20 protein-coding genes are annotated in these 24008 nt (G+C 30.2%); 3 read left to right on the top strand and 17 right to left on the bottom strand.

Annotated features, from left to right (window positions below):
- Positions 1-46: 46 nt before the first annotated feature.
- The 3 genes from DWX74_RS02725 to DWX74_RS02715 form a co-directional block, all read right to left on the bottom strand.
- A complete protein-coding gene (locus DWX74_RS02725) occupies positions 47-721 on the bottom strand; it encodes a YczE/YyaS/YitT family protein (protein ID WP_118548604.1) in 675 nt (224 codons plus the stop codon).
- Positions 722-1029: 308 nt separating this feature from the next.
- Positions 1030-2175 (bottom strand): tetratricopeptide repeat protein, encoded by a 1146-nt coding sequence (locus tag DWX74_RS02720; RefSeq protein ID WP_118548603.1) that lies wholly within the window; start codon positions 2173-2175, stop codon positions 1030-1032.
- 32 nt (positions 2176-2207) lie between these two features.
- On the bottom strand, positions 2208-3962 hold the full coding sequence (locus tag DWX74_RS02715; RefSeq protein WP_199647523.1) for a B12-binding domain-containing radical SAM protein: 1755 nt from the start codon (positions 3960-3962) through the stop codon (positions 2208-2210).
- A gap of 171 nt (positions 3963-4133) precedes the next feature.
- On the opposite strand from DWX74_RS02715, the gene DWX74_RS02710 reads away from it, so the two are divergent.
- On the top strand, positions 4134-4337 hold the full coding sequence (locus DWX74_RS02710; RefSeq protein ID WP_006440669.1) for a hypothetical protein: 204 nt from the start codon (positions 4134-4136) through the stop codon (positions 4335-4337).
- Positions 4338-4343: 6 nt separating this feature from the next.
- Here DWX74_RS02710 and DWX74_RS02705 read toward each other — a convergent pair whose 3' ends face one another.
- The 9 genes from DWX74_RS02705 to DWX74_RS02665 form a co-directional block, all read right to left on the bottom strand.
- A complete protein-coding gene (locus DWX74_RS02705) occupies positions 4344-5270 on the bottom strand; it encodes a hypothetical protein (RefSeq protein WP_118548601.1) in 927 nt (308 codons plus the stop codon).
- 79 nt (positions 5271-5349) lie between these two features.
- Positions 5350-7047, bottom strand: a complete 1698-nt coding sequence (gene argS, locus DWX74_RS02700; RefSeq protein ID WP_199647521.1) for an arginine--tRNA ligase — start codon at positions 7045-7047, stop codon at positions 5350-5352.
- 180 nt (positions 7048-7227) lie between these two features.
- Complete coding sequence (locus tag DWX74_RS02695) at positions 7228-7683, bottom strand: DUF523 domain-containing protein (RefSeq protein WP_118548599.1); 456 nt, start codon at positions 7681-7683, stop codon at positions 7228-7230.
- A 235-nt stretch (positions 7684-7918) separates the two neighbouring features.
- Positions 7919-9181, bottom strand: a complete 1263-nt coding sequence (locus tag DWX74_RS02690) for an alkaline phosphatase family protein (RefSeq protein ID WP_118548598.1) — start codon at positions 9179-9181, stop codon at positions 7919-7921.
- A 46-nt stretch (positions 9182-9227) separates the two neighbouring features.
- Positions 9228-10526, bottom strand: coding sequence for an ABC transporter substrate-binding protein (locus DWX74_RS02685; protein ID WP_118548597.1), 1299 nt, complete (start codon positions 10524-10526; stop codon positions 9228-9230).
- Positions 10527-10557: 31 nt separating this feature from the next.
- A complete protein-coding gene (locus DWX74_RS02680; protein WP_118548596.1) occupies positions 10558-11433 on the bottom strand; it encodes a carbohydrate ABC transporter permease in 876 nt (291 codons plus the stop codon).
- 38 nt (positions 11434-11471) lie between these two features.
- Complete coding sequence (locus DWX74_RS02675; RefSeq protein WP_118548595.1) at positions 11472-12341, bottom strand: carbohydrate ABC transporter permease; 870 nt, start codon at positions 12339-12341, stop codon at positions 11472-11474.
- Entirely contained in the window at positions 12325-13401 is a 1077-nt protein-coding gene (locus DWX74_RS02670; RefSeq protein WP_118548594.1) for an ABC transporter ATP-binding protein, read from the bottom strand. The genes DWX74_RS02675 and DWX74_RS02670 overlap by 17 nt, the downstream gene beginning before the upstream one ends.
- A 282-nt stretch (positions 13402-13683) precedes the next feature.
- Complete coding sequence (locus tag DWX74_RS02665; RefSeq protein WP_118548593.1) at positions 13684-16065, bottom strand: endonuclease MutS2; 2382 nt, start codon at positions 16063-16065, stop codon at positions 13684-13686.
- A 300-nt stretch (positions 16066-16365) separates the two neighbouring features.
- Here DWX74_RS02665 and DWX74_RS02660 point away from each other — a divergent pair, with 300 nt between their 5' ends.
- Positions 16366-17826, top strand: a complete 1461-nt coding sequence (locus tag DWX74_RS02660; RefSeq protein ID WP_118548592.1) for an aminoacyl-histidine dipeptidase — start codon at positions 16366-16368, stop codon at positions 17824-17826.
- Positions 17827-19203: 1377 nt separating this feature from the next.
- Here the strand turns inward: DWX74_RS02660 and DWX74_RS02655 are convergent.
- The 5 genes from DWX74_RS02655 to queG all read right to left on the bottom strand — a co-directional run bounded on the left by DWX74_RS02655 (position 19204) and on the right by queG (position 23263).
- Positions 19204-20214, bottom strand: a complete 1011-nt coding sequence (locus DWX74_RS02655) for a BMP family ABC transporter substrate-binding protein (protein ID WP_158573225.1) — start codon at positions 20212-20214, stop codon at positions 19204-19206.
- 26 nt (positions 20215-20240) lie between these two features.
- Complete coding sequence (locus DWX74_RS02650; protein ID WP_118548590.1) at positions 20241-21086, bottom strand: DegV family protein; 846 nt, start codon at positions 21084-21086, stop codon at positions 20241-20243.
- Positions 21087-21103: 17 nt separating this feature from the next.
- A complete protein-coding gene (locus DWX74_RS02645; RefSeq protein WP_118548589.1) occupies positions 21104-21574 on the bottom strand; it encodes a tRNA (cytidine(34)-2'-O)-methyltransferase in 471 nt (156 codons plus the stop codon).
- 85 nt (positions 21575-21659) lie between these two features.
- Complete coding sequence (gene nth, locus DWX74_RS02640; RefSeq protein ID WP_118548588.1) at positions 21660-22301, bottom strand: endonuclease III; 642 nt, start codon at positions 22299-22301, stop codon at positions 21660-21662.
- Complete coding sequence (gene queG, locus DWX74_RS02635; protein ID WP_118548587.1) at positions 22301-23263, bottom strand: tRNA epoxyqueuosine(34) reductase QueG; 963 nt, start codon at positions 23261-23263, stop codon at positions 22301-22303. Before queG ends, nth begins: the two co-directional genes overlap by 1 nt.
- Positions 23264-23373: 110 nt before the next feature.
- Between queG and DWX74_RS02630 the strand changes: the two genes are divergently transcribed.
- Entirely contained in the window at positions 23374-23790 is a 417-nt protein-coding gene (locus tag DWX74_RS02630; RefSeq protein ID WP_118548586.1) for a RusA family crossover junction endodeoxyribonuclease, read from the top strand.
- Positions 23791-24008: the final 218 nt, after the last annotated feature.

Genomic DNA, 24008 nt, shown 5'->3' with positions numbered 1-24008 from the left:
GCTCCACCTCCAGATGTATTTTTATAATAAATATTTTAAAAATATTTTATCCTATATTCTCTCTTTTTTCCTTAGAAATTAAAAATTCTATATACTGATGTTTTACTTCTTTTGCATCAAAGTTTACTATTTTAAAAACAATCCGCATAACAACACCCATTCCAAATGCGCTTAAAAGAGTCCCTACTCCAACAGGTCCTCCAAGGAAGTACCCTATAATTAATACTATTACCTCTATACAACTTCTTATAAGTCCAATAGGTTTTCCTGTTCTTCTATGGAATAAAAGCATCATACCATCTCTCGGCCCTGAACCCATTCCAGCACCTATATACCACCACATACATATAGAAAGCAGTGTAAGACCCATTATCACCATAGAAACACTCATTAAAAATCCATTAGTATGCGGAACAAAGTCCATATACATTATTAAATCTATGAACAATCCAAAGAATATCATATTTAAAACAGTTCCCCATCCAATATACTCTCCAGATATCTGGTCCAAAATTATAACCAACAGAGAAACCATAATAGATGCCTGACCTATAGTAATTCCAAACATTTCTGAAATACCTATATGCAACACATCCCATGGTGCAACTCCGATATTTGCATTTATCATAAATACCGTACCTGTAGCACCTATAAAAAATCCTGCAAACAATCTAATTAGTCTAAACAAACTCACTCTCTCACTCTTCTTAACCTTTTCCAAAATCTCGACCCTCTCCCTAAAAAAATTCTACTAATATAAGTTTATAACTTTTTCGTAAATAAGTAAATTATAAGAAAAAATATCACATAATTTATTTCTAAGACTCAAAAAAGATTAAACATTTTCAAAACTTATAAATATTTCCTACTCTCATTATACAAAATACTTGTTTAATAGAATTAACAATAAATATAGATAAAAAATGAGAATAAAAAAATAACTATAACTCGTTGACTATCTACAGGCGTAAGCTAAGCCGTAGTTGAAGCCAGGAAACGAGTATAGTTATTTTTTATTCTCACGATTTTTTATCTATATTTATTTAACTCTCTTAAACAAGCATTTGTAACCTCATCCATTGGATCAAGTTCATAAGCTCTTTCTATGTAGTAAGCTGCATCATCCGTATTTCCATTGTTGAAATATGCCATTCCTAGATTACAAAGTATCTCTGGGTCTTCTTTTCTAAGCTTAGCAGCTTTTTCAAAGTATTCTATAGCTCCTTCAAGGTTGTATTTCTGAGCTTCTAAAAGTCCCATTTCGACAAGAGTATCAACCTGAGTTGGTCTTAACACTAATATTTTTTCAAAGTATTTCTGGGCGTTTTCAATATCAGCCATACCTTTATATCCAAGTGCTATCATAAATAATAAGTTCCACCAATCTGGGAATTCATCTTCTAATGGAAGAAGTTTTTCTAAACCTTCTTCGCATTTTCCAGAAAGAACTAGAGTATACCCTTCTTCATACTGAACTTTATAGTCCATCTTACCTAAATTATCTTGAATTTCGGCTACTATATCATCATCTAAGTCTAATTTTAAAGCTTCTTCCCAAGTTAATTTAGATTTTATATACTGGTCCTGATTGTAGTAATGATATCCTAACTGATAATAAGCTAAACCAAAGTTTGGATCTATATTTATTACTCTTTCTAATTTATCAAGTGCATCAAGTAAAAAATCATTTACCGCTTTTGCATCTTCATCTTTTTTATACTGTTCTGCTATCTGCTGACAGATTATTGCATAGTGATATAGTCCGTTTACATCTTCTGGATATTTATTTACTAATGATTTCATGTATATTAATGAATCTGTGTATTCACCTATTTCAAAGTATTTATTAGACATATATCCCATATATGCTTTTAAATCTAAGTCTAATCCTTTAGCAAGTGCTTCTATAAATTTATCGTATTCTTCATTGTATTTGAATGTAGAATCTATCCCCATTATATAAATCATCGCATCTGCTATAGACATAGAGTTTAAGCTTTCCTGAGCAGTTTTGTCTTTTATTCCTTTTACAAGAACCTCATTTTTTATTGGAACGTCAAGCCCTTCTGCTGGAATATCATATCCTTTTATCTTAAAATCTCCGTCTGCTTTCAGAGTTATAAAAGCAAGCTCATCTGTCTTTTTAAGAAGGTATTTTTCTATTTTATATTTCATATTTATTCACCTTTCCTTTTTTGTATATTCAACTAAATTTTTACTCTATATGATAGAGATTTTTCAAATATCTTTGAAATATCATAATCGAACATCACTATATTGTCAATCTTTTCAGGATTTATCATAATATTTTCTTTTAATGCCTCTACATCGTATCTAAATGGCTCAAACTGAACATATTTTATTATCATTTTAGCTGGAGTATCGAAGTGTTTTGGAATATACTTCTTAACATTTTCGTCATCCTGAAGGAATACATGACATCTATTTTTAAAGTCCTCAGGATAATTTCTAACAAAGAAGTCTGGTACATTACTAGTTTTTCCAAGAGATACATAATCGTATTTTAGAGTATCTCTAAACAATTCTATATCCTCTCCAATTTTTTCTTCATAGAAATCTAGTAATATCTTGTAATTCTGATTTTTTCCTTGCCCCGCATCAAAATATCCATTTGAATCGTGATACTCTGCAAATTCTTCATAGAATTTAAATGGATATTCTCTATAATATCTCTTTACAATAAATTCCATAGACATTCTAAAGTTTCCTGAGTTGTAGTATCTTTCAACCATTTCCTCGATATCTTTTAGTTTTAATATTTCACCATAAGAGATATATTTATTAGATAACACCTCATACGGAGGATATGATTTATACTCAAAACCATGCATATTAGCCATTTTTCTTATTCCAGTTCCCTTAATCATCTTTAAAAATCCTAGCTGAAGCTGCTCTATTCCTAAGTTATATACATCATTGAAAGATTTTTCAAATCCTTTATACCCTTCATAAGGTAAACCTGCTATTAAATCTAAGTGCTGATGTATATTTTTATAAGATTCTATCTGTTTTACAACTTTAGATAGTTTTACAAAATCGTCTTTTCTTCCACATGCCTCAAGTACATTTTGGTCTGTAGACTGAACACCTATTTCAAACTGGAATAAACCTGGCTTACAGTCTTTTAAGAATTCCAACATCTCATCGTCAATTAAATGAGCAGTTACCTCAAAATGATATGTCGTAAATCCATTATCATTTTCCATAAGGAATTTCATTATATCCATAGCAGTTTTTTTCTTAGCATTAAATGTTCTATCTATAAATTTTATCTGTGCAACTCTAGCATCTATAAGATTTTTTAAATCTTTTTTAACTCTATCTAAGCTAAAATATCTAAGACCTTTAATTGCTGATGATAGGCAGTACTGACAGTTAAATGGACATCCTCTTGAAGATTCATAATAAACTATTCTATTTTCGTATTCTTTAGGATCCATATTATCGTATGGACTAGGTATTAAGTCTAAGTCCTGTAGATAAGGTCTTTCTTCATTAACTACAACTTTTTCTCCATCTCTCCAAACAAGACCTTTTATATCAGCTGCATTCATTTTGCCGTTTAACATTAAGCAAACATCTCTAAATGTAACCTCACCCTCGCCATAAAGAATATAGTCTATAAATTTATTCTCTTTCATTAAGTTTTCGCTGTCGTAACTAACCTCAGGCCCACCTAAACCTATTATTAAATTAGGCATAACCTTTTTTAAATTTTCGCAAAGGCTCATTATATCTACAACATTCCAAATATATACTGAGAAAAATACAGCATCATATCCACCTTTATATATATCTTTTAAAATATAATCTGCCTGATTATTTATCGTATACTCTCTTATTTCTGTTTCCTGTACATCTTTTGCAAATTCTTTTAAATATCTTATCGCTAAATTTGTATGAATAAATTTAGAGTTAAGGGTTGTAAGTAATATCTTCAAAAAATCACCCTCCAAAATTATTTTTATATTTATTTGTGCAATATTTTCATCTATTTTAGTTTAATATTGCAACATTCTCATCTTTCCTTGTATTTTGTTCTTTATTTTATTATTATAATAATTGTAGGTAATATATTATAATCGTCTATTTTGACAGAAAGGATAGCTATCATGGAAAAATTCGAAAAAGTCTCACTTAATGATTTATCTGTTCAAGATCTTCTTCTTATAATAAAAGCCCTTGAATACACTAACGAAAATACTAAACTAAATGTATTTGGCGATCTTAGAAATAATCTTGTAAAAGAGCTTTGTTTCCTTACTGAAACAACTGAAGAAGAATTTCTTTCTTATATCGAATCTAAATCAGAATAATTCTAATTAAGATTTTTTAGCAAATCTAAAGCAGTACTCTCCTGATTTAGCGTGCACATTTATTTTTAATAAATTTCCATTTATAATCTTTGATTTTACTGTAAGCTTGTTTAATATAGGGTCTTGAATCGAATCACCCTCATTTAACGAAATAATTTCCAGAGGATTTGCCTTAGCATTATACTCTTTTTTATTAATTTTATATTTTTTAAGTTTTACAGTATATTCAGCCATGGAATCCACAAAGTCTATATTCTCTATTTCCGTTGAAATCTTTTGACCTAATAGCGAGAATAGGACTTTTTTTATTGAATCTATATCAGACTTTTCATCTCTATCTTCAACATATATATCAAAAATAGCATCAAGTAATCCTGAGCATATATCACTACTAGAATTTCTCTTTCCATCTTTATACTCATCTATAGTTTTTATAATACCAATTCTGTACATCTGGAATTTTACTACATGAGATTTTTCCATATCTATATTTAAAGAAACCACTCTTTCTTTTATCATGTCCATTATCTCATCATACTCAATAGATGGATTTTTTAATAAATTATGAATTAATTCACTGTAAATCAACGTTGCAATTAAATATTCGCTATACTTATTTTCAATTTTAAAGTACATAACATATTTTTTTACAAGCTCAACAAGCTCTTTATCACATTTTTCTCCATCATTATTTCCCAATATTACCGGAAGGAAAATATTTAAAAGATTTTCACCGTTGTACTCAGCTCCATAAAACTTATAATATCTAAGCTCATCTCTAAGTCTGTTATTATCTACAAATAAATATCTCTGCTTAAAATCATCTATTAGACATTTTGTATTTACAAGCATCAACATTTTTATTATATCACTATCTGTATCAAACGCACTTATATAGGCATTTTTCACAAAATTATCTATTTGATTTTCCATAATTTCACCTCTAATTTAAAAAAAGAGGCTTATAAAAATAAACCTCTCTCTTTACTCTAAACTACTTTAAATCTAAAAACTACATTTTATGTGGTGCGTGCATTCCTAATAATGCAAGACCATTTTCTATTGACTGTCTTGTAGCTTCAACAAGAGCAAGTCTTGCTTTTCTTAATTCTGCATCGTCTACAAGTATTGGGTTGTCATGATAGAATTTATTGAATGCCTGAGCAAGATCTAGTACAAATCTTGTTACTATATGAGGCTCATTTTTCTTCATTGATGCAAGTATACATTTGTTGAATGATTCTATAACTTTTAGAACTTCTGAGCTTCCTTCATCAGAAAGTAGGCTGTAATCTATATCAGAAGTAACCTCTTCGCCAGCTTTTCTAAGTACCGCACAACATCTAGCGTGAGTGTACTGTACATAAGGTCCAGTTTCTCCATCAAAGCTAAGTGTTTTATCCCAAGAGAATGTGTAGTCTTTTATTCTACTGTTTGATAATTCCTGGAATACTACTGCACCTACACCTACCTGTTTAGCTATTTCATCAACATTTTCAGCGTTAGGATTCTTAGTAAGTATTATATCTTTAGTTTTTTCTATTGCCTGTCTTAAAACGTCTTCAAGGAATACTACTCTACCTTTTCTAGTAGACATTGTTCCACTTTCAAGAGCAACCATACCAAATGGAACGTGAACAAGGTCTTTAGACCATTCGTATCCCATAAGTTCTAGTACTTTGAATAGCTGCTGGAAGTGAAGTGCCTGCTGAGAACCAACTACATATAAACATTTATCGAAATCATAAGTTTCTTTTCTGTATATAGCAGCTGCTAAATCTCTTGTCATATATAGTGTTGAACCGTCTTTTTTAGTTATAAGAGCTGGTGTCATATTATATGCGTCAAGATTTACTATATTTGTTCCTTCAGATTCTTCTAGTAATCCTTTTTCTTTTATTAAATCTATTACTCTATCCATTTTATCTGAATAGAAACTTTCTCCTGCGTATGAATCGAATTCTATGTCTAAAAGGTCGTAAACTCTTGAGAATTCTTTTAAACTTTCATCTCTGAACCACTGCCATAAAGCTTTAGCTTCTTCATCACCGTTTTCTAGTTTTGTAAACCATGCTCTAGCTTCATCTTCCATTTCTGGATGTACTTCAGCTTCATCGTGGAATCTTACGTATAATTTTAATAATTCTGGTATTGGGTTGCTTTCTACTGTTTCTTTATCTCCCCATAATTTGAATGCTACTATTAATTTACCGAACTGTGTTCCGTAGTCACCAAGATGGTTTATTCTAACCATATTGTATCCCTGAGAATTGTATATTTTGTATAGTGCATTACCTATAACTGTAGTTCTTATATGTCCTATATGGAATGGTTTTGCTATGTTAGGAGAAGAGAAGTCAACTACAACAGTTTTACCTTTTCCTAATTCACTTTTACCGTAGTTTTCTTTTTCAGTAAGAACTTTATTTATAACTGTTTCAGCTAATTTTGATTTGTCAACGAAGAAGTTCACATATCCTCCTAACTGAACAACTTTTGATATAGATCCTTTTGGTTCTATCTTTCCTGCTATATCTTCAGCTATCATATTTGGCGCTTTTCTAAATATTTTAGCTAATTTAAAACAAGGGAATGCATAATCTCCCATTTCTTTATTAGGTGGTATTTCTATATAGCTCTGTATTTCTTCTAAAGTAAGGTCTTCTATCTGTTCCTTTAAAGCAGAAGCTACTTCTAATTTAAAATCCATTATTTCTTCCTCCTCAAATATTTTCTTTATATATTATTAATTTTCTTTATATTTTCCGTACAAAAATCATATTTTTTCGATTTTACATACTTACACTTATCTCTCTATGTTAAAACAATTTCAACTATTTTTCAAGCTATTTAGAGAATTTAATCATTCATTTTTTCTTTTTCTATTTATTTACTTTTGAGCTTCTAAGTCCTTCTCACTAATCGCTTTTATTCCGTTCATTTCAAATAGAGCTGCAGTTACTCCTTTTCCTTCTTTCTTTATTCCTTTAAATTCTCCATTGTGTATTTTATTAACGCCACAAGAAGGACTTCCTTCTTTCAAAATAGCTAATTCTACATCATACTTTTTAGCCTCTTCTAAGCTAACCTCTGCACCCTTCATATATTCTTTTGTAACATCTGCTCCCACTCTAGATATAACCTTACAATTTCCATCTATTACATCTTTTCCTTCTCCACCTATTATCTCTGCAGGCTCTCTTGGAGTAGAAAGACCTCCTGTACATTCTGGGCAAATAGTTATGTATTCCTTTCCCTCTAAATAACTTAAAACAGCCTCATTTCTATTATTTCCACCACTGTACTTACAATTTTCTCCAACTAAACAAGCTGATACAACTATCATAAAACATCCTCCTATTTTTATCTCTATAGATAATTACTGATTAAATTTATTTTATATTATTTTATATATTATATGCCTGTACTTACCAGTTCACTATCTATACTTACTAATTCAATTATACCTTCTACTTAATCAAAATACTTATATAAATAAAAAAAGACTCCTATTTTTTAATAGAAGTCTTTCCTTTGCATAAAGCAAATATTTATTTTAACTTATAACAAATCTTTTTAGACTATTTAATGAAGTTGAATGCTTCTTTTTCTACACCATCCAACTCTAAACCAAATATTTTTAATATTGTTGCAGCGTGTGATCTTATGTCGCCTTCTTCTACAACTTCTCCATTTTTTATATTTGGTCCAAAAGCTATAAATGGAGGTCTATTTCCTTTTGTTGGTAGATGCCCATGTGTAGAAACAGCAAACTTATAATCTTTTGTATCTGGTCCTTTTATAACACTTCCATCTAAATCATTTCCAAACGAAATTCCTTCAAGTCCTTCAAGTACCATTTCAAAATTGCCTTCATCTCCAAGTTCAGAGGCTTCTTCTTTAGAAAAAATACTTTCTATAAATAATTCATCTTTGTATTCTTCAAGAAGTTCTCTTAACTCTTGAAGTCTATCTAAATTATTTACTATTACCTGAGCTGATATTCCAGAAGAGTTTACAAAAGCATCAAAATCTTTAATTTCTCCATCTTCAACTTTTATAAATCCTCTTTCTTTAAGAAGTACATTTGGATTTACAACTTTATCTACTCTAAGATGTCCGTGGTCTCCAAGTACTATAAAGTTTGTATCTTCATATGTTCCAGCATCTTTTGTAGCTTGAATAATTTCTCCTAACCATTTATCATTCATTATTAATGCTTCATCAACTTTTTCATTAAAAAGACCATTGTCATGTCTTGTATGATCTAGTGTAGCTAGGTGTATTAACATTAAATCTGGCTTATATTCTTTTATTATATCAACTGCACAATTTACACCAAAGAAGTCTAAATTTGGCTCAAATTTCCAATCAAGGTGATGACAATGTCTATTATAAATATCATCCATTATAATCTTACTTGAGCTTTTTTCAAAAGTTTCTCTTGGGTCATCTTCTCTATTTGGAGCCCATATTTCCGCAACATTGTAATCTATATTGGGATTTCCACCCATTACAGGCCATAATACACTTGATGTAGTTAGATTATTTTCTTTTGCCACGTCCATAATTGTTTTTACTTTTATATCTTTTGAATACCAGTACCAATCGCTGTTCTTCTTATTTGGCTCAAACTTCTCATTGTGATATATTCCATGTTTTTTAGGATATACACCTGTAACCATACTTGTATGACATGGGTATGTCAAAGTTGGATAAATACAGTTTATATTTTTAACTATTGAACAATTTTCTAATATGGATTTAAAATTTGGCAAATCCTTTACAAATTCTAAGTCTTTTTCAAATAAAGAATCTATTGATAATACTATAGCCTTTGTCATTTACACTTCCCCTTTACTTACATATAATTTAATACTTTTTATATGTTTATTTGTTTGTTTTGTCTATTACTGCCTGCATAGCAGAAGTTCCTTTTTCTACTATATCCTTAGGATTTGAATTTAGGTCAGTAAGTCCTTTTTTAATTTCATCCATTAATTTATCAGTTGCTTCTTTATAACCACTTAACATTGGAAGCGCAACAGCATACTGTAACTGATCAGTTGCAACTTTATACTGTGGTTTTTCTTTGTATAATGTCTGTAATTTTTCTGAGTTTGTTGCATCTTCAGTTGTTGGTAAGTATCCTGTTGATGAACTAAATTCAACTATTCTATCTGTTTCTGTCATCCATTTTATAAATTCAGCACTTGCTTCTTTTTCTTCATCTGTTCCACCTTCAAGCATTGCTAAGTTAGCTCCACCTGTAGGAGTTGCGTATTTCTGATTTTCAGGTAAGAATGCTGTAGATATTTCAAATTTTCCTTCTGTCTGCTGTATAAGACCTGCTAAATCTGCTGTTGATGTAAATATCATACCTACTTTACCATTTACAAAGTCCTGTTTTGCTACATCCCAAGCATTATAATCTTCACCTGGAGGCATTTTCATTACGCCTTCTTTCATCATTTCCTGCCAGAATTTAACAGGAGCCTGTCCTGATTCATTGTTGAATGCTACTTTTTTACCGTTAGTTATTTCTCCTCCACTCTGCATTACCATCGCTTCATAGAACCAAATATCTATTGGTGTTTCAAATCCATAAATTTCTTCTGATTTATTTGTCATTTTAGTAGCGTATTCTTTAAGTTCATCCCAAGTTTTTGGCCCTGCTGGATCAAGGCCTGCTTTAGTTGCCATATCCTTATTTATATATAGTATAGGAGTACTTCTATTAAATGGTACACCAACAAATTTATTTTCATAATATGAATTTGTTAAAAGACCTGGGAAGAATCTTTCCTGATATGTTTTGTCAAAATAGTTACTCATATCAACTAATGCATTTTCTGATGCAAATGTTCCTGTCTGAGTTATTTCCAATAATGTTACGTCTGGCTGGTCTTTAGATGTTAAAGCTGCCTGTAATTTTGTCGCATTTTCATAATAATCTTTCTGTTTTAACATATTTACTTTTATATCTTCGTGCTCACTATTGAACTGATCCACCATTTTCTGAGCAGTTTCTCCGTTAGTTCCACCTAAAGGAGCCCAGAAGTCTATAGTTGTCGCACTTCCACTAGCATCTGCAGAATCCCCTGATTTATTAGAACTTGAACAACCTACTAACGAACTTACTAATAATGTTATTGCCAATCCTGTTGCTATTTTTCTTTTGAAATTCATGTTTTTCCTCCAAATTTATCTTTTTATTTTTTTATTTTATTCCCGAATACATAAAAGCTTCTTTTACTTTTTTATTTGCAAATATATAAACAAGAATTATAGGTAAAATTAGAATTATATTTCCTGCCATTATTACATTCCATGCAGTAATTCCCTCTGAAGATTTTAATAAAGCTACTCCTATTGGAAGTGTTCTTATGGCATCTGTATTTGTCATTACTAAAGGCCAGAAGTAGTTGTTCCAATGGTATATAAAGTTAAATAATATAAATGTTATTACAGCTGGTTTAGCCATAGGTACCATTATTCTAAACATTATTTTTAAATCAGAAGCTCCATCTAGTTTAGCTGCCTCAATAATTTCATCAGAAATCTGCATAAAATTCTGTCTTAGTAAAAATATACCAAATGAAGTTGTCATAAATGGAATTATAAGTGGAACATAAGTATTTATAAGTCCAAGTTTACTCATCATCATATATACAGGTAAAAAAGTAACCTGTGGTGGAATCATAAGTCCTACAAGTAGAATTCCAAATAGTATTTTTTCACCTTTAAATTTTATTTTTGAAAATGCATAGGCTGCTGGAACCATAACTACAAACTGTATAATTAAAATACTTCCTGTTACAAATATACTGTTTAATAAATACCTGAAAAATGGCCCTGAATTCCATGCTGCACTATAATTTTCTAATACAATTTCTTTTGGAATTATTGTAGGTGGTAATTGCATCATTTCCTGTGGATTTTTTACAGATGTCGATAACATCCACACAAAAGGAAATATAAATATAGCAGATAGGATTAATAGAGCTACTATTTCTATTGCTTTTGATGCTATTTTTTTTACATCAATTTCTTTTACTTCAACTTTTTCTTTCTTGATATTTTGTGTAATATCCATTTTATCCTCCTTCTAAATATGTCTTTTCTTATCTATCTTTACTGATAGTGAACTTTTTTCGATAATAATTTAAAGTTAGCATAAGTTGCTATCATAACTATAACCAATAAGAACATACTAGCTGCACTTGCTTGACCTATGTCATAATATACAAATCCAGATTCGTATATAAAGTAAGACAACATATTTGTAGATCCAAGAGGACCACCCTGAGTCATTATACTTATCTCGTCAAATACCTGGAAAGATGCTGTTGTTGTCGTTATCATAAGGAAGAATATAGTAGGAGATAATAACGGTAATGTTACTTTAAAGAAAGTAGTTATTTTATTTGCATTATCTAACTTAGATGCTTCGTATATATAATTGGGTATAGATTTAAGTCCTGATAAAACGATTAAAACATTGTATCCTAGTGTTTTCCATATTCCTATTATAATTAATGACATTAATGCCGATTTTTCACTCGAAAGCCATTTTGATGTTGGCAAATGTAATGTAGATAATATCCAGTTTAAAAGTCCATACTGAGGCTCCATAATCCAAAGCCATAATACAGCAACAGATACTAAAGATATTACATATGGTGTAAATATTATACTTTGTGTTAAGTTATGTATTATAGAATTTTTATTTAACCAAACAGCAAGTAATACCGCCAATGTTATTGATATAGTTACCATAAAGAAAGTATAAATAGCTGTATTTGTTATAGTCTGTATAAATTCTGGGTTATTTAATAAGTCTATATAATTTCTTAATCCAACATTTTCAAAACTTGAGCTAATAAGACTTCCTGACTGAAAACTTAAAGATATTGTTTTAATTATCGGATATATTATAAACAATAAAGTTCCAAAAATAGCTGGTGCTATATATAAATACGCTTTATTAAATTGCTTTTTCATAAATATCTCCTTTAATCTCAGAATATATATTTTTACATGCTTCCGAATCTTCTATTCTTTCTCCATTTTTATCGAAATAATATAAATCTTTCTCTAATATATTTACTCTTAAAGTTTTTCCCATATCAAACATATCATTTTCTGTTTTAACTCTTACTTCATTATTAAGAACTGATAGACAGTATATTGTTTCATTTCCTAGTACTTCTTTAGTTATTACCTCTCCTAATAAGCTAAATACATCATCATCGCTTTTTATGTCTATGTTCATATCTATGTCTTCTAAAGTTGCTTTTTCAGGTCTAAAACCAATTTTAATATCATTTTTTTCTAATATATTCATACATGGATTACCTATAAACTGAGCTACAAATAAATTTTCAGGATTTTGATATATATTTTTAGGAGAACCCTCCTGCATTATTTTACCTTTGTTCATTATAACTATCTTGTCAGCCATAGACATTGCTTCTATCTGGTCATGAGTTACATAAACAAATGTTGATTTTAACTTCTGATGTAACTGTATTAATTCTGTTCTCATCTGATTTCTTAGCTTAGCATCTAGGTTAGATAGTGGTTCATCCATTAAGAATACTTTTGGATTTTTAACCATTGCTCTAGCAAGTGCTACCCTCTGTCTCTGTCCACCAGATAAATTTCCTGGTTTTACATTTAAATATTCTCTTAATCCTACAATGTCTATAAATTCATCTATAAGTTTTTCTCTCCTTTCTTTTTCTATTTTTCTATTTTTAAGACCGAATTCTATATTTTCTTTAACAGTCATGTGTGGATATAGTGCATAGTTCTGGAATACCATTGCTATATCTCTTTTACTTGCATCTGTATGTGTAACATCTTTTCCTTCTATTTCTAATTTTCCTGAAGTTATATCCTCAAGTCCTGCTATCATTCTTAATGTTGTAGATTTACCACATCCACTTGGTCCTACTAATACAGTAAAAGAACCGTCTTCTATACTAAGATTTAAATTTTCTATAACTGTGTTTTTTTTATTATAAGATTTTGTTACATTTTCTAGCCTTATATCTGCCATTTTTATCCTCCTAAATTTATTTTCTAGATTAATTATTTAATTGCATAACTAATATTACTATTGGTTTATAAAGAGAAGATTAAATATAATTAAACTTATGGTAAAGTTATTTAAATTAGAATTAAATAACAAATAATTTTTTTAACATCAGTAAGTAAAACGTTATTTTTTTAAAACAAAAAAAAACGAAATATATATTAAATTTTAAATTTTATTTATATAAAAAAGGTGAAACTCTATCGCAATTGATGAGTTTCACCTTTTAATTTTAATATTATATTTTTATTTTAATGTTACAATTGTGACACCTACGCCACCTTCACCGTATCCACCCGGTCTTTTTTTCTTTACATGTTTATTCTTTTTAAGAACATCCTGAAGTCCTGTCTTTAATACTCCAGTCCCAACACCATGTATTACAGTTACCTGTTCTAAACCTGCAACTGTAGCATCATCAAGATACTTTTCAAGTTCAAGAGTTGCCTCTTCAAGATTCATACCTCTTAAATCAACTTCTCCTTTTACTCTTCCTGATTTTGCTTTTATTACACTTCTAGTTTTCTTAGTAACTGTAGCCTGCTGCTGATTCTTAATTTTCTGAAGAGACTTATATGGTAGGGTCATCTTCATTATACCAATCTGTACAACTGCTTCTTTCTTTTTATCATCAGCTGAAACAACTATACCTTCCTGGTTAAGTGTAATTACTTTTACATCTTCACCAGCCTTTAAGTTTTTAATTTCCTTTGAAGCTACTTTAGGCACTATCATGCTCTTAACAGTAGGCTGTAAACTTCCCATTGAATCCGTCAATTCTTTTCTAAGCTGCTCAATCTGTCTATTTTTTTCTTTAGATGCTCTTTCTTGTTCTAATTCTCTAAGACGTTTTATTATTTCGTCTACTTCTTCTTTTGCCTGTCTTGTTATAGAGAATGCCTCACTTCTGGCTCTTTCCATCATCTTTTCTTTCTGATTAGTTAGTTTTTCTAGTTTTTCGGCCTCAGCATCTCTTATCATCTGTATTTCAGTTTTTAACTTTTCAGCTTCTGCTCTATCTTCTTCTGCTTTTATTCTATTCTTTTCTACATTCTGAAGAAGGTCTTCAAGTTCTATATTTTCTGTATTTATAAATTCTTTAGCTCTATTTATAACAAATTCGCTAAGCCCTAATTTTTTCGATATTTCAAAGGCATTAGATTTTCCTGGCACTCCGATAAGAAGTCTATATGTTGGACTTAATGTTTCAACATCAAACTCAACCGCAGCATTTTCAACACCTTTTTTAGTAAGGGCATAGTTTTTAAGTTCACTGTAATGAGTAGTAGCTATACATTTTGCTCCTGCCATCCGAACATCTTCTAGTATTGCTATTGCAAGTGCTGCACCTTCTACTGGATCTGTTCCTGCTCCAAGTTCGTCAAATATTACTAAAGAATCTTCTGTAACCTTATCTAATATAGATACAATTCTAGTCATATGAGATGAGAATGTAGATAAACTCTGTTCTATACTCTGTTCATCACCTATATCTGCAAATATATTGTCGTATACACACATACTACTTCCAAAATCAGCTGGTATATGTAGACCGCTCTGTGTCATAAGTGCAAATAAACCTACAGTTTTAATAGTTACTGTTTTACCACCTGTATTTGGTCCTGTTATAACTAATGTGTGGAATTCATCTCCAAGATATATAGTATTTGCAACAACTTTTTTAGGATCTAGTAATGGATGACGTCCATTTTTTATTACAAAGCTTTTGTCCTTATTAAGCTTAGGATCTATACCTTTCATTTCTAATGAAAGTTTACCTTTTGCAAATATAAAATCTATTTTTTCTAGTATTTCTTGGTTTGATATAATCTCTCTAGCTATTTCACCTATCATCTTTGATAATTCAGCTAATATTCTTTCAATTTCTTCTTGCTCATCTAATTTTAACTTTCTAAGCTCGTTGTTCATCTCAACTATGCTCATTGGCTCAATGAATAAAGTTGCACCAGATGAAGATTGATCATGTACTATCCCAGCTACAACAGATCTGTATTCCGCTTTTACAGGAACAACAAATCTATCTCCTCTCATAGAAATAATACTATCCTGTAAGTATTTCTGGTATGTAGCTGAAGATATTATAGTATTTAGCTTTGATCTTATAGACTGATTTTTTTGTACGATTTTTCTTCTTATATCCCTAAGTGTATGAGATGCACTATCTGCAATCTCTATTTCACTAACTATCGCATTGTATACTGCGTCTTCTATTTCTCTGTGTATATAAAGAGATGTAGCAAGTGACTGTATTATAGGATAATTAAAATCTTCTTCCTCACCATCTCCAGATAAGCTATTAGATAATACTCTAGCTGCTCTCAACGTATCAGCAACCATTAATAAACTTCCTGGATCAAGTGATGCTCCTATTTCCGCTCTCTTTACCTTATCTAAAACATCGTGTATTCCTCCAAGACTTACATGTCCTCTCTTTATTAAAATAGATTGAGCCTCTGTAGTTTCCTGCAATCTATACTGAACTTCTTCAAAATCAGAACTAGGTTCTAATTTTTCTACCTTATTAAGACCTAGAGATGACGATGCTTTTGTTTTTAAAATTTCTATTATTTTATCAAACTCAAGAACTTTAAATGATTTATTGTCCATAATATCCCCTCTTTCTCAAAATTTTTTAAATTTATTAATCAATTTTTTTTATCAATTAAATTTAATATAATTTATATTTATTTATAAAACGTTGAATTTTAGGACATATTGAGAAAATCGTTTTTTCTTTTTCAAAAAATTTTCAGATTTCAATATAAATTTGACGTTTTCCAATGTTTTTTTTTAAATTTTGTATTATACTGTTAATGTAGCTATTTAATATTATACATAAACATATAAAATTTGTATAATACAAAAGCAATTTTATTTATTATTATTTTATTCAGGAGGACTTTACAAATGTCAAATGTATTAGGACACTTAGAACCAAAAAGAGTTTTCGAAAACTTCGAAGCAATGAACCAGATACCAAGAGCTTCATATCATGAAGAAGCAGTTAGTAACTGGTTAAAAGAATTCGGTGAAAAATTAGGATTAGAAACTATCCAGGATAAAGTTGGTAACATAATAATCAAAAAACCAGCTACTCCAGGTTATGAAAATTGCCCAGCAGTTATACTTCAGGGACACATGGATATGGTTCCAGTTAAAGGAAAAGGATCTAACCACAATTTCGATACTGATCCAATAGAAATGAGAATAGTTGACGATATGATATACGCTAACAACACTACTCTTGGTGCTGACAATGGTATAGCAGTTGCTATGTCTTTAGCTATATTAGAAGACAACACTTTAAAACATCCAGCTTTAGAAGCTGTATTCACTATAAATGAAGAAAGTGGTATGGATGGTGCTTATGCTCTAGATACTTCTTTATTAAAAGGTAAATACCTTCTAAACATAGACTCTGAAGAAGAAGGATGCTTCACTATAGGATGTGCTGGTGGTAAAACTCCACTTCTAACATTAGATAGAGAATACAAAGAAGCTTGCAGCTGCAAAAAAGCATTAAAATTCGCTGTTACTGATTTACTTGGTGGACATTCAGGACAGGAAATACAGTTACAGAGAGCTAATGCAACTAAATTAGTTGTAAGAATGTTAACTCAGCTTTCAGTTGATTTCGATTTAGCTGACTTAACTGGTGGTACTATGCACAATGCTATACCAAACCACGCTGAAGCTGTTATATTAGTAGAAGATGTTGATGCTGTTAAAGCTGAATTAGAAGCATTATACAACAAAATGAGAGCTGAATTCGCAGTTTCTGAACCTCACATGAACTTAGTATTTGAAGATGCTTCAGTTGAAAAAGTTTATACTGATGAATTCAAAACAAAATTATTAACATTATTAACAGTATTACCACACGGTGTAAATTCTTACACAGTTAACGAAGATGGTACTTTAGATACTTCTCTTCCAGAAAGTTCAACAAACATGGCTATAGTTGAAAACGTTGGAGATCAGGTTAAAGTTACTTTCTCTATAAGAAGTGCTAAAGAAACTATAAAAGAAGAAATAGCTAAGAGAGTTGAATTACTTGCTGCTGCTTTAGGATGCAAATTCGAAATAATAGCAGGATACCCAGCTTGGGAAGTAATACCTCACTCTACTATAGAAAAAATATGTACAGATTCTTGGGTTAAAATAACTGGTAAAACTCCAGCTATAATAGCTATACATGCAGGACTTGAATGTGGTCTTCTTCTTGACAAAATGGAAGGTGTAGAAGCTATATCTATAGGACCTGATATGTTCGATGTTCACTCTGAAAAAGAACATTTAAGCATACCATCAACTAAAAACTGCTACGAATTCGTTCTAGATGTATTAGAATCTATGAACCAGTACTAAAATTAAAAGTACAAACAAAATTAAAACTGAATAAATAATAGATTAAAAGAGGTTGTTTCTTTAAGATTCAATCTCTTTTTTATTATACTAATCCTTTAAACTTCAAAAATAAAAAATAGACACCATCTCTTTCAGTTTTTACTTCTGAGATGGTGTCTATAATATGTCACCGTTTTTCTTTATCATATTTTTTACCTTTCCTTTTCCACAATCTATATTAATTTTAATTGTAATATTATTTTTTATATCATCTAATTAAATTCGCTTAATTGTTTCTCTTTTAGATGATCTTATCTATTTTATCAATATGTTATATTTTGTAACACTTGTTAGTATATAACGAATCTTTTTAAGATCCACTTGCTTTATCCTTTAGTTTTAACTTCTTTGTACTGATTTTACTTCTTTAATCTTGGAGGTTTTAATTTGTAATGGCTAATGTAAACTCTATGCTGGATACTTTATTTAATCTTTAACTTTTCATTGGACTCACCACTTCCTTTTTATATTAGCTACTTTAGCTGTATTCGAAGATTTCTAAATTTAGATTTATTTTAAAAGCTTTTTTATCTTCTTCTTTAATTAGATTATACCCCCACTTTTGCAAGATGTCAATTATTTTTCAGAATATTTTTTGAATTTATCCTTAAATATTCTTCCTGCTCAGATTTTAATATTTGATTAAACAAGATCCAACTTTGATTATTACATACATCAACTACAAAAAAACAAAAAAAATTATAGACACCATCTTTGCCAATTTTCTTTGACCTTCTAGAGATGGTGTCTATAATGTATCACCGTTTTTCTTTACCATTTTTTACCTGTCCTTTTTAGAATTTTAATTAATATTTAGCTTTAATTATCCTTTTGCAAATTATTTTAGTTTATATTTTTTATCATATTAGATTATAATGCGATTAATGTAACTTTGAACTACTTTTCTCGGAGGTTTTTTCTGTTACTTACTACTTTGCTGGATGAAGTTTAATTGCTTTAATGTTTAGAGAATAGATTTTTATTTATTCCTTATATTTTCATTGGACCCACCACTTTCTTTTTCCTTATTTTTGGATTCTATCCAAATCTTCCAATTAACTTAATCTTTTTATTAGATTTAGTTTTGAAAAAGTGTTTTTATCTTTTTCTTTAATTAGATTATACTCTCTATTTTGCAAGCTGTCAATTATTTTTCAGAATCTTTTATTAATTCTTTCTTTTTAAAGTGCAACAATATATTCAATCAAAAAAGGCAAGATATTTTTTAAATACCTTGCCTTTTTAACATATAAAAGTTTTTATATATTATTTTCTAAAGTTAATTTTTTATCATTTTTTGAAGTTTTTTCAAAAAATATTTTTCTTTTCTCAAAATTTCTAATTAGATCCAGAGTATTCTTCTTTTAATGCCTTGCTCAAAGAGCTAAGAACATCTGGCGGAACTGTATTTTCTGTAGATGGCGCCAATGCTATTGCTTTTTCAGCTACACCATATTCAGTATTTTTTCCACCTTTAAAAGAATCTCCTCCATCATATACCATTGCACATAAATCATAAACAGCTTTTGAGTAACTTTTTGTTATTGATGCAACTACCTTATCTTTAGAATAATGATACTGATCCTTGTTTACTGCTATAATTTTTGAATAATTGTTATTAATAGAATCTATAGCTGCCTTTGAATCGTCTTCTGTCGGAGCAAATAATATATCAGCTCCATAATATTCTACATCTACAAATGCATTTTTTGCATCCTCATATGATTCATAAATATTTACATTTCTTGATATTATTTCTGGATTTTTATCATTTGCTTTTTTTAGACCTTTTTCAAATCCCTGTCTATACGCATTTTCACTACTTCCACTCGTTCCACTTATATATCCAACTTTATTCTTAGCTGTCATTTTTCCAGCTATAAATCCAGCTATAAATCCAGATCTTTCATCATCAAATGTTATAGTAGTTAAATTTTTAGGCATATCTCCATCTACTGTAGCATCTATTAATGCAAAATCTTGGTTAGGATATTTTTTAGCACATACACTTATTATATTTTCAAATCTAGGTCCTGCACCTATTATTAGAGCAGTTTTCCCACCTTTTACAAGAACCTCTATATTACTCTTTATATCATCTTTGCTTGAACATTTTATAAATCTTCCATCTATACCAAGACCAGATTCAGCCTCTTCAAGTCCTGCTCTTGCTGATGAAATAAGTGCTTCCCCTGCGCCACCTTCTGCATCAGTTAAAAGAGTTACATTTACTAAATCCGATACCGGCTCCTCTTTTTCCTTTTCTTTATTAATCATACTACAACCACCAAGGCTAGTAGCAATCATAATAGCCGAAAGAGATGAAATTATAAATTTTTTTAACCTCATCTTGCCCTCCATAAAAAATAATTATTCTATTTCTTTAAACAAATAATTCCCATTGCTCCAGGTCCTGAATGAGTTCCTATTCCTGTTCCTATCTGGAATAACTCTATATTATCTGGATGAAGTTCTTCTTTTACACAATCCATAAATTTCTTTATTTCATCTTCATCGTTATCAGTATATCCCACATATACAGTCTGTCCTGCAAGATCACCACATTCATCCTTTGTCAATTCTACCATTTTAGATACTAAATTTCTTTTACCTCTAACCTGAGATAACTGTGATACTAAACCATCTTTAACGTATAATATAGGTTTGATATTTAGTATATTTCCTATAGCAGCCTTAGTAGAAGAAATTCTTCCACCTTTCTGAAGGTATTCAAGTGTATCTGTACAGAACATTACAAATACTTTTTCTTTCATAGCTTCAAGAGCTTCTAATATCTCATCTATAGTTTTTCCTTCATCTCTTAATTTTATTGCCTCTATAACATATCTAGCTATACCGTAGCAAACTTGTTGAGAATCGAAAACTCTTATATCTCCTGACATATCATTTTTTGCCATTATTGCACTCTGGCAAGTTCCAGTTGCTGAAGAAGATGCAGCTATATATAATATGCTGGTATCTTCTGAATTGTATTTACCAAACACTTCTTTAAACTGTCCATAAGTTACCTGAGATGTTTTTGGATATACATTTTCATTTCTTAACATTTTATAAAAATCATCTTTTGAAATATCTATACCATCTCTATATTCTTTTTCCCCGATTATTACAGTTAGTGGTATCATTTCTATATCATTCTGCTCTACTATGCTTTTGTCTAAATCACAAAGACTATCGCATATTATTTTTATTTTGCTCATATCTATTCTCCTCCTGTTTATCTCATTCCTGGGTAATCTAGCTGTCTAAGCGCTTCGTATGTCATAACCGCAACAGCATTAGAAAGATTTAAACATCTAGCTCTTTCTAAATCAAGCATAGGGATTCTTGCACAATCCTCTATATGTCTTTCTATTATTTCTTTAGATAAACCTTTTGTTTCGCTTCCAAAAACAAGAAAACATCCATCTTTATACTCTACATCAGTATGAGTTCTTTTGACCTTACTTGTCCCTAAAACATACTGTGCATCTGGATTCTGAGCCTCTAGTTCTTCAAAGTTTTCATATATCTTAACATCTGCTATATCCCAATAATCAAGACCACATCTTTTAAGATGTTTATCCGTTAATTCAAATCCTAATGGTTTTACAAGGTGTAATTTTGCACCTGTAACCGCACATGTTCTTATTATATTGCCTGTATTATGTGGTATTTCAGGCTCAACTAAAACTATATTAATTGCCATCTATCTTCCTCCTACATATATACTATTCCTATAAAGCATTTATTTTATTCAATAGTATTCCTCATTATAAAGTATTCTCAGTCTTTTATTTTACTATCTCTAAAAAATAATTACAATGCTTTTTTATCGGGCAGTCGGTACATTCTGGCTTTCTAGCCTTACACATTCTTCTTCCTAAAAAGATAAATAAATGGTGTGCTTTTGACCATCTTTCTTTAGGAAGAACCTTCATAAGTTCAAATTCTGTTTTTTCAGGAGTAGAAGTTTCGACAATTCCTATTCTATTTACTATTCTAAAAACATGAGTATCTACTGGAATCGCAGGATGCCCAAATGCATTACTTAAAACAACTCCAGCAGTTTTTCTTCCTACACCTGGAAGTTTTACAAGTTCTTCTAATGAGTCTGGAACTTCTGAGTTGTAATCGTTGTATAAAATTTCTGATGTCATTTTTATTTTTTTAGCCTTACTTTTGTAAAGACCACAAGTTTTTATCATCTCTCCTATTTCTTCCTCAGAAAGATCTGCAAACTGTTTTGGCGTATTGCAAACCTTAAACATTTCATCTGTTACCTTATTTACTCTAACGTCCGTACACTGAGCAGAAAGAATTGTCGCAACTAACAATTCAAAAGGAGTCGTATAATGCAACTCGCACTCAGCATCAGGATACTGAATCTCTAATAAATCTAAAATTTCTTTTATCTCTTCACTACTTTTTCCCATTAATCTTCCTCCAATATCTCAAGATTTCTCTTTATAATTCCCTTTCCTCTCCAAGAAAATGCTCTATTATAATATCTTCTTTTAAATTCCTTATTTGATATCCGATTTATCTCATCCAAATCAAGCTTTTCAATTAAATCATTTTTAAATTCCTCAATATTTGTCATTTCAACATTTTTATTATGAGGACATACCTTTTGACACATATCACATCCAAAAATAATTTTATTTTCCTTGATTATATTCTTTTCATCGTCACTAAGCTCGCCTTTCTTTTGTGTTATATAAGAAAGACATTTCTTAGCATCCATATCATATCCTTCAAGAAGTGCATTTCCTGGACAGCTTTTTATACATTTTCCACATTTTAAACAGGTCTTTTCCAAAGGAGCATCTTTTTCTATATCTAGGTTGGTAACAATATAACCAATAAAAACATATGATCCATATTTATCAGTTATTATGCTACCATTCATCCCCCAAAATCCTATCCCTGAAATATAAGCCAAATACCTGTCAACTAACGGCCCATTATCTACAAATATCTCCATTTTTATAGAATTTTCATTTGTACAATTTTCTCCATTAGAAAATTTTTCCTGTATTTTTTCACAGATATTGTTCATTATACCCCTAATTACTAAATGATAATCGTATCCTCTACAATAACAGGAAATATTAGAATCATTATTCTCTCCACAATAATATGGAAAAGCTGCAACTATTATCGACTTAGCATCCTCCATTATCAAAGTAGCATCAAGCCTTTTATCTATATCACTCTCTTCCATACCGCTAAGATGATTCTCATCTGCTCTCTTTTGCAAAATCTCTCTAATCTCATTTCCAAATTTTACTGGAGCAATTCCACAACACTCAACTCCATACTCTAAAAAAATTGACTTCACAATATCGTTTCTCGATTTTTTCTCTATACCTTCAAAACCATCTTTAATTAACAAAAATGCCTCCTCCTTTTTACTTCAGAAACATTCAATTTGATTTAACATCACTAAAAAAGTATAATGTTATTATTAATATGATAACACAAATTAAAAAAAGGTGGTAAATTATGATAAAACTGGTAATACCTGGTAGACCAATAAGTAAATCCAACTTCAAACTACACAACGTAAACGGACAGGCTTGGATGCCAGCAAAAGGTAAATATTCAAAATATCTAGCTTACGAAAACATGATTGCAGGATACGTAAACCAACAATATCAAGGTGAACAAATAGAAGAAAACCTAATAACAGTCATGAAACTATACTTCCCAAACAAAAAAATGGGAGACCTTCACAACTATCCAAAAAGCATATGTGACGGACTAGAAAAAAGCGGAATAATAAAAAATGACAAACAACTAAAACCTGTCATGCTATTTGACTTCATAGACAAAGAAAACCCTAGAGTAGAAATAGAACTATACCCAGCATCAGAATACGCTATAGAATACAACATCATAAAAAAAGATAACGAAAAATAAAACTCAATAATTAATAATTATATACATCAATCTTCTATATTAATTACAATACTAAAAAATAGATAACAAAAAAGGCTGTTAACAATAGATTTGCTCGCAGCCTTTTTTAAGACTTAAACACAAGTATATCGCACCGACAATTCTGCAAGCGCCCCACAACACTAAAATGTGTTACATAAACAAGTGGGGCGCTGAAGCCTGGAGAGCGAATACTTGTG

It is taken from the genome of Peptoclostridium sp. AF21-18 (genome assembly GCF_003478825.1).
In the GTDB taxonomy this organism is placed as follows: Bacteria; Bacillota; Clostridia; order Peptostreptococcales; family Peptostreptococcaceae; genus Peptacetobacter.
Note: the sequence above shows the minus strand (reverse complement) of the source record. Positions and strands in the feature narration are given on the sequence as shown.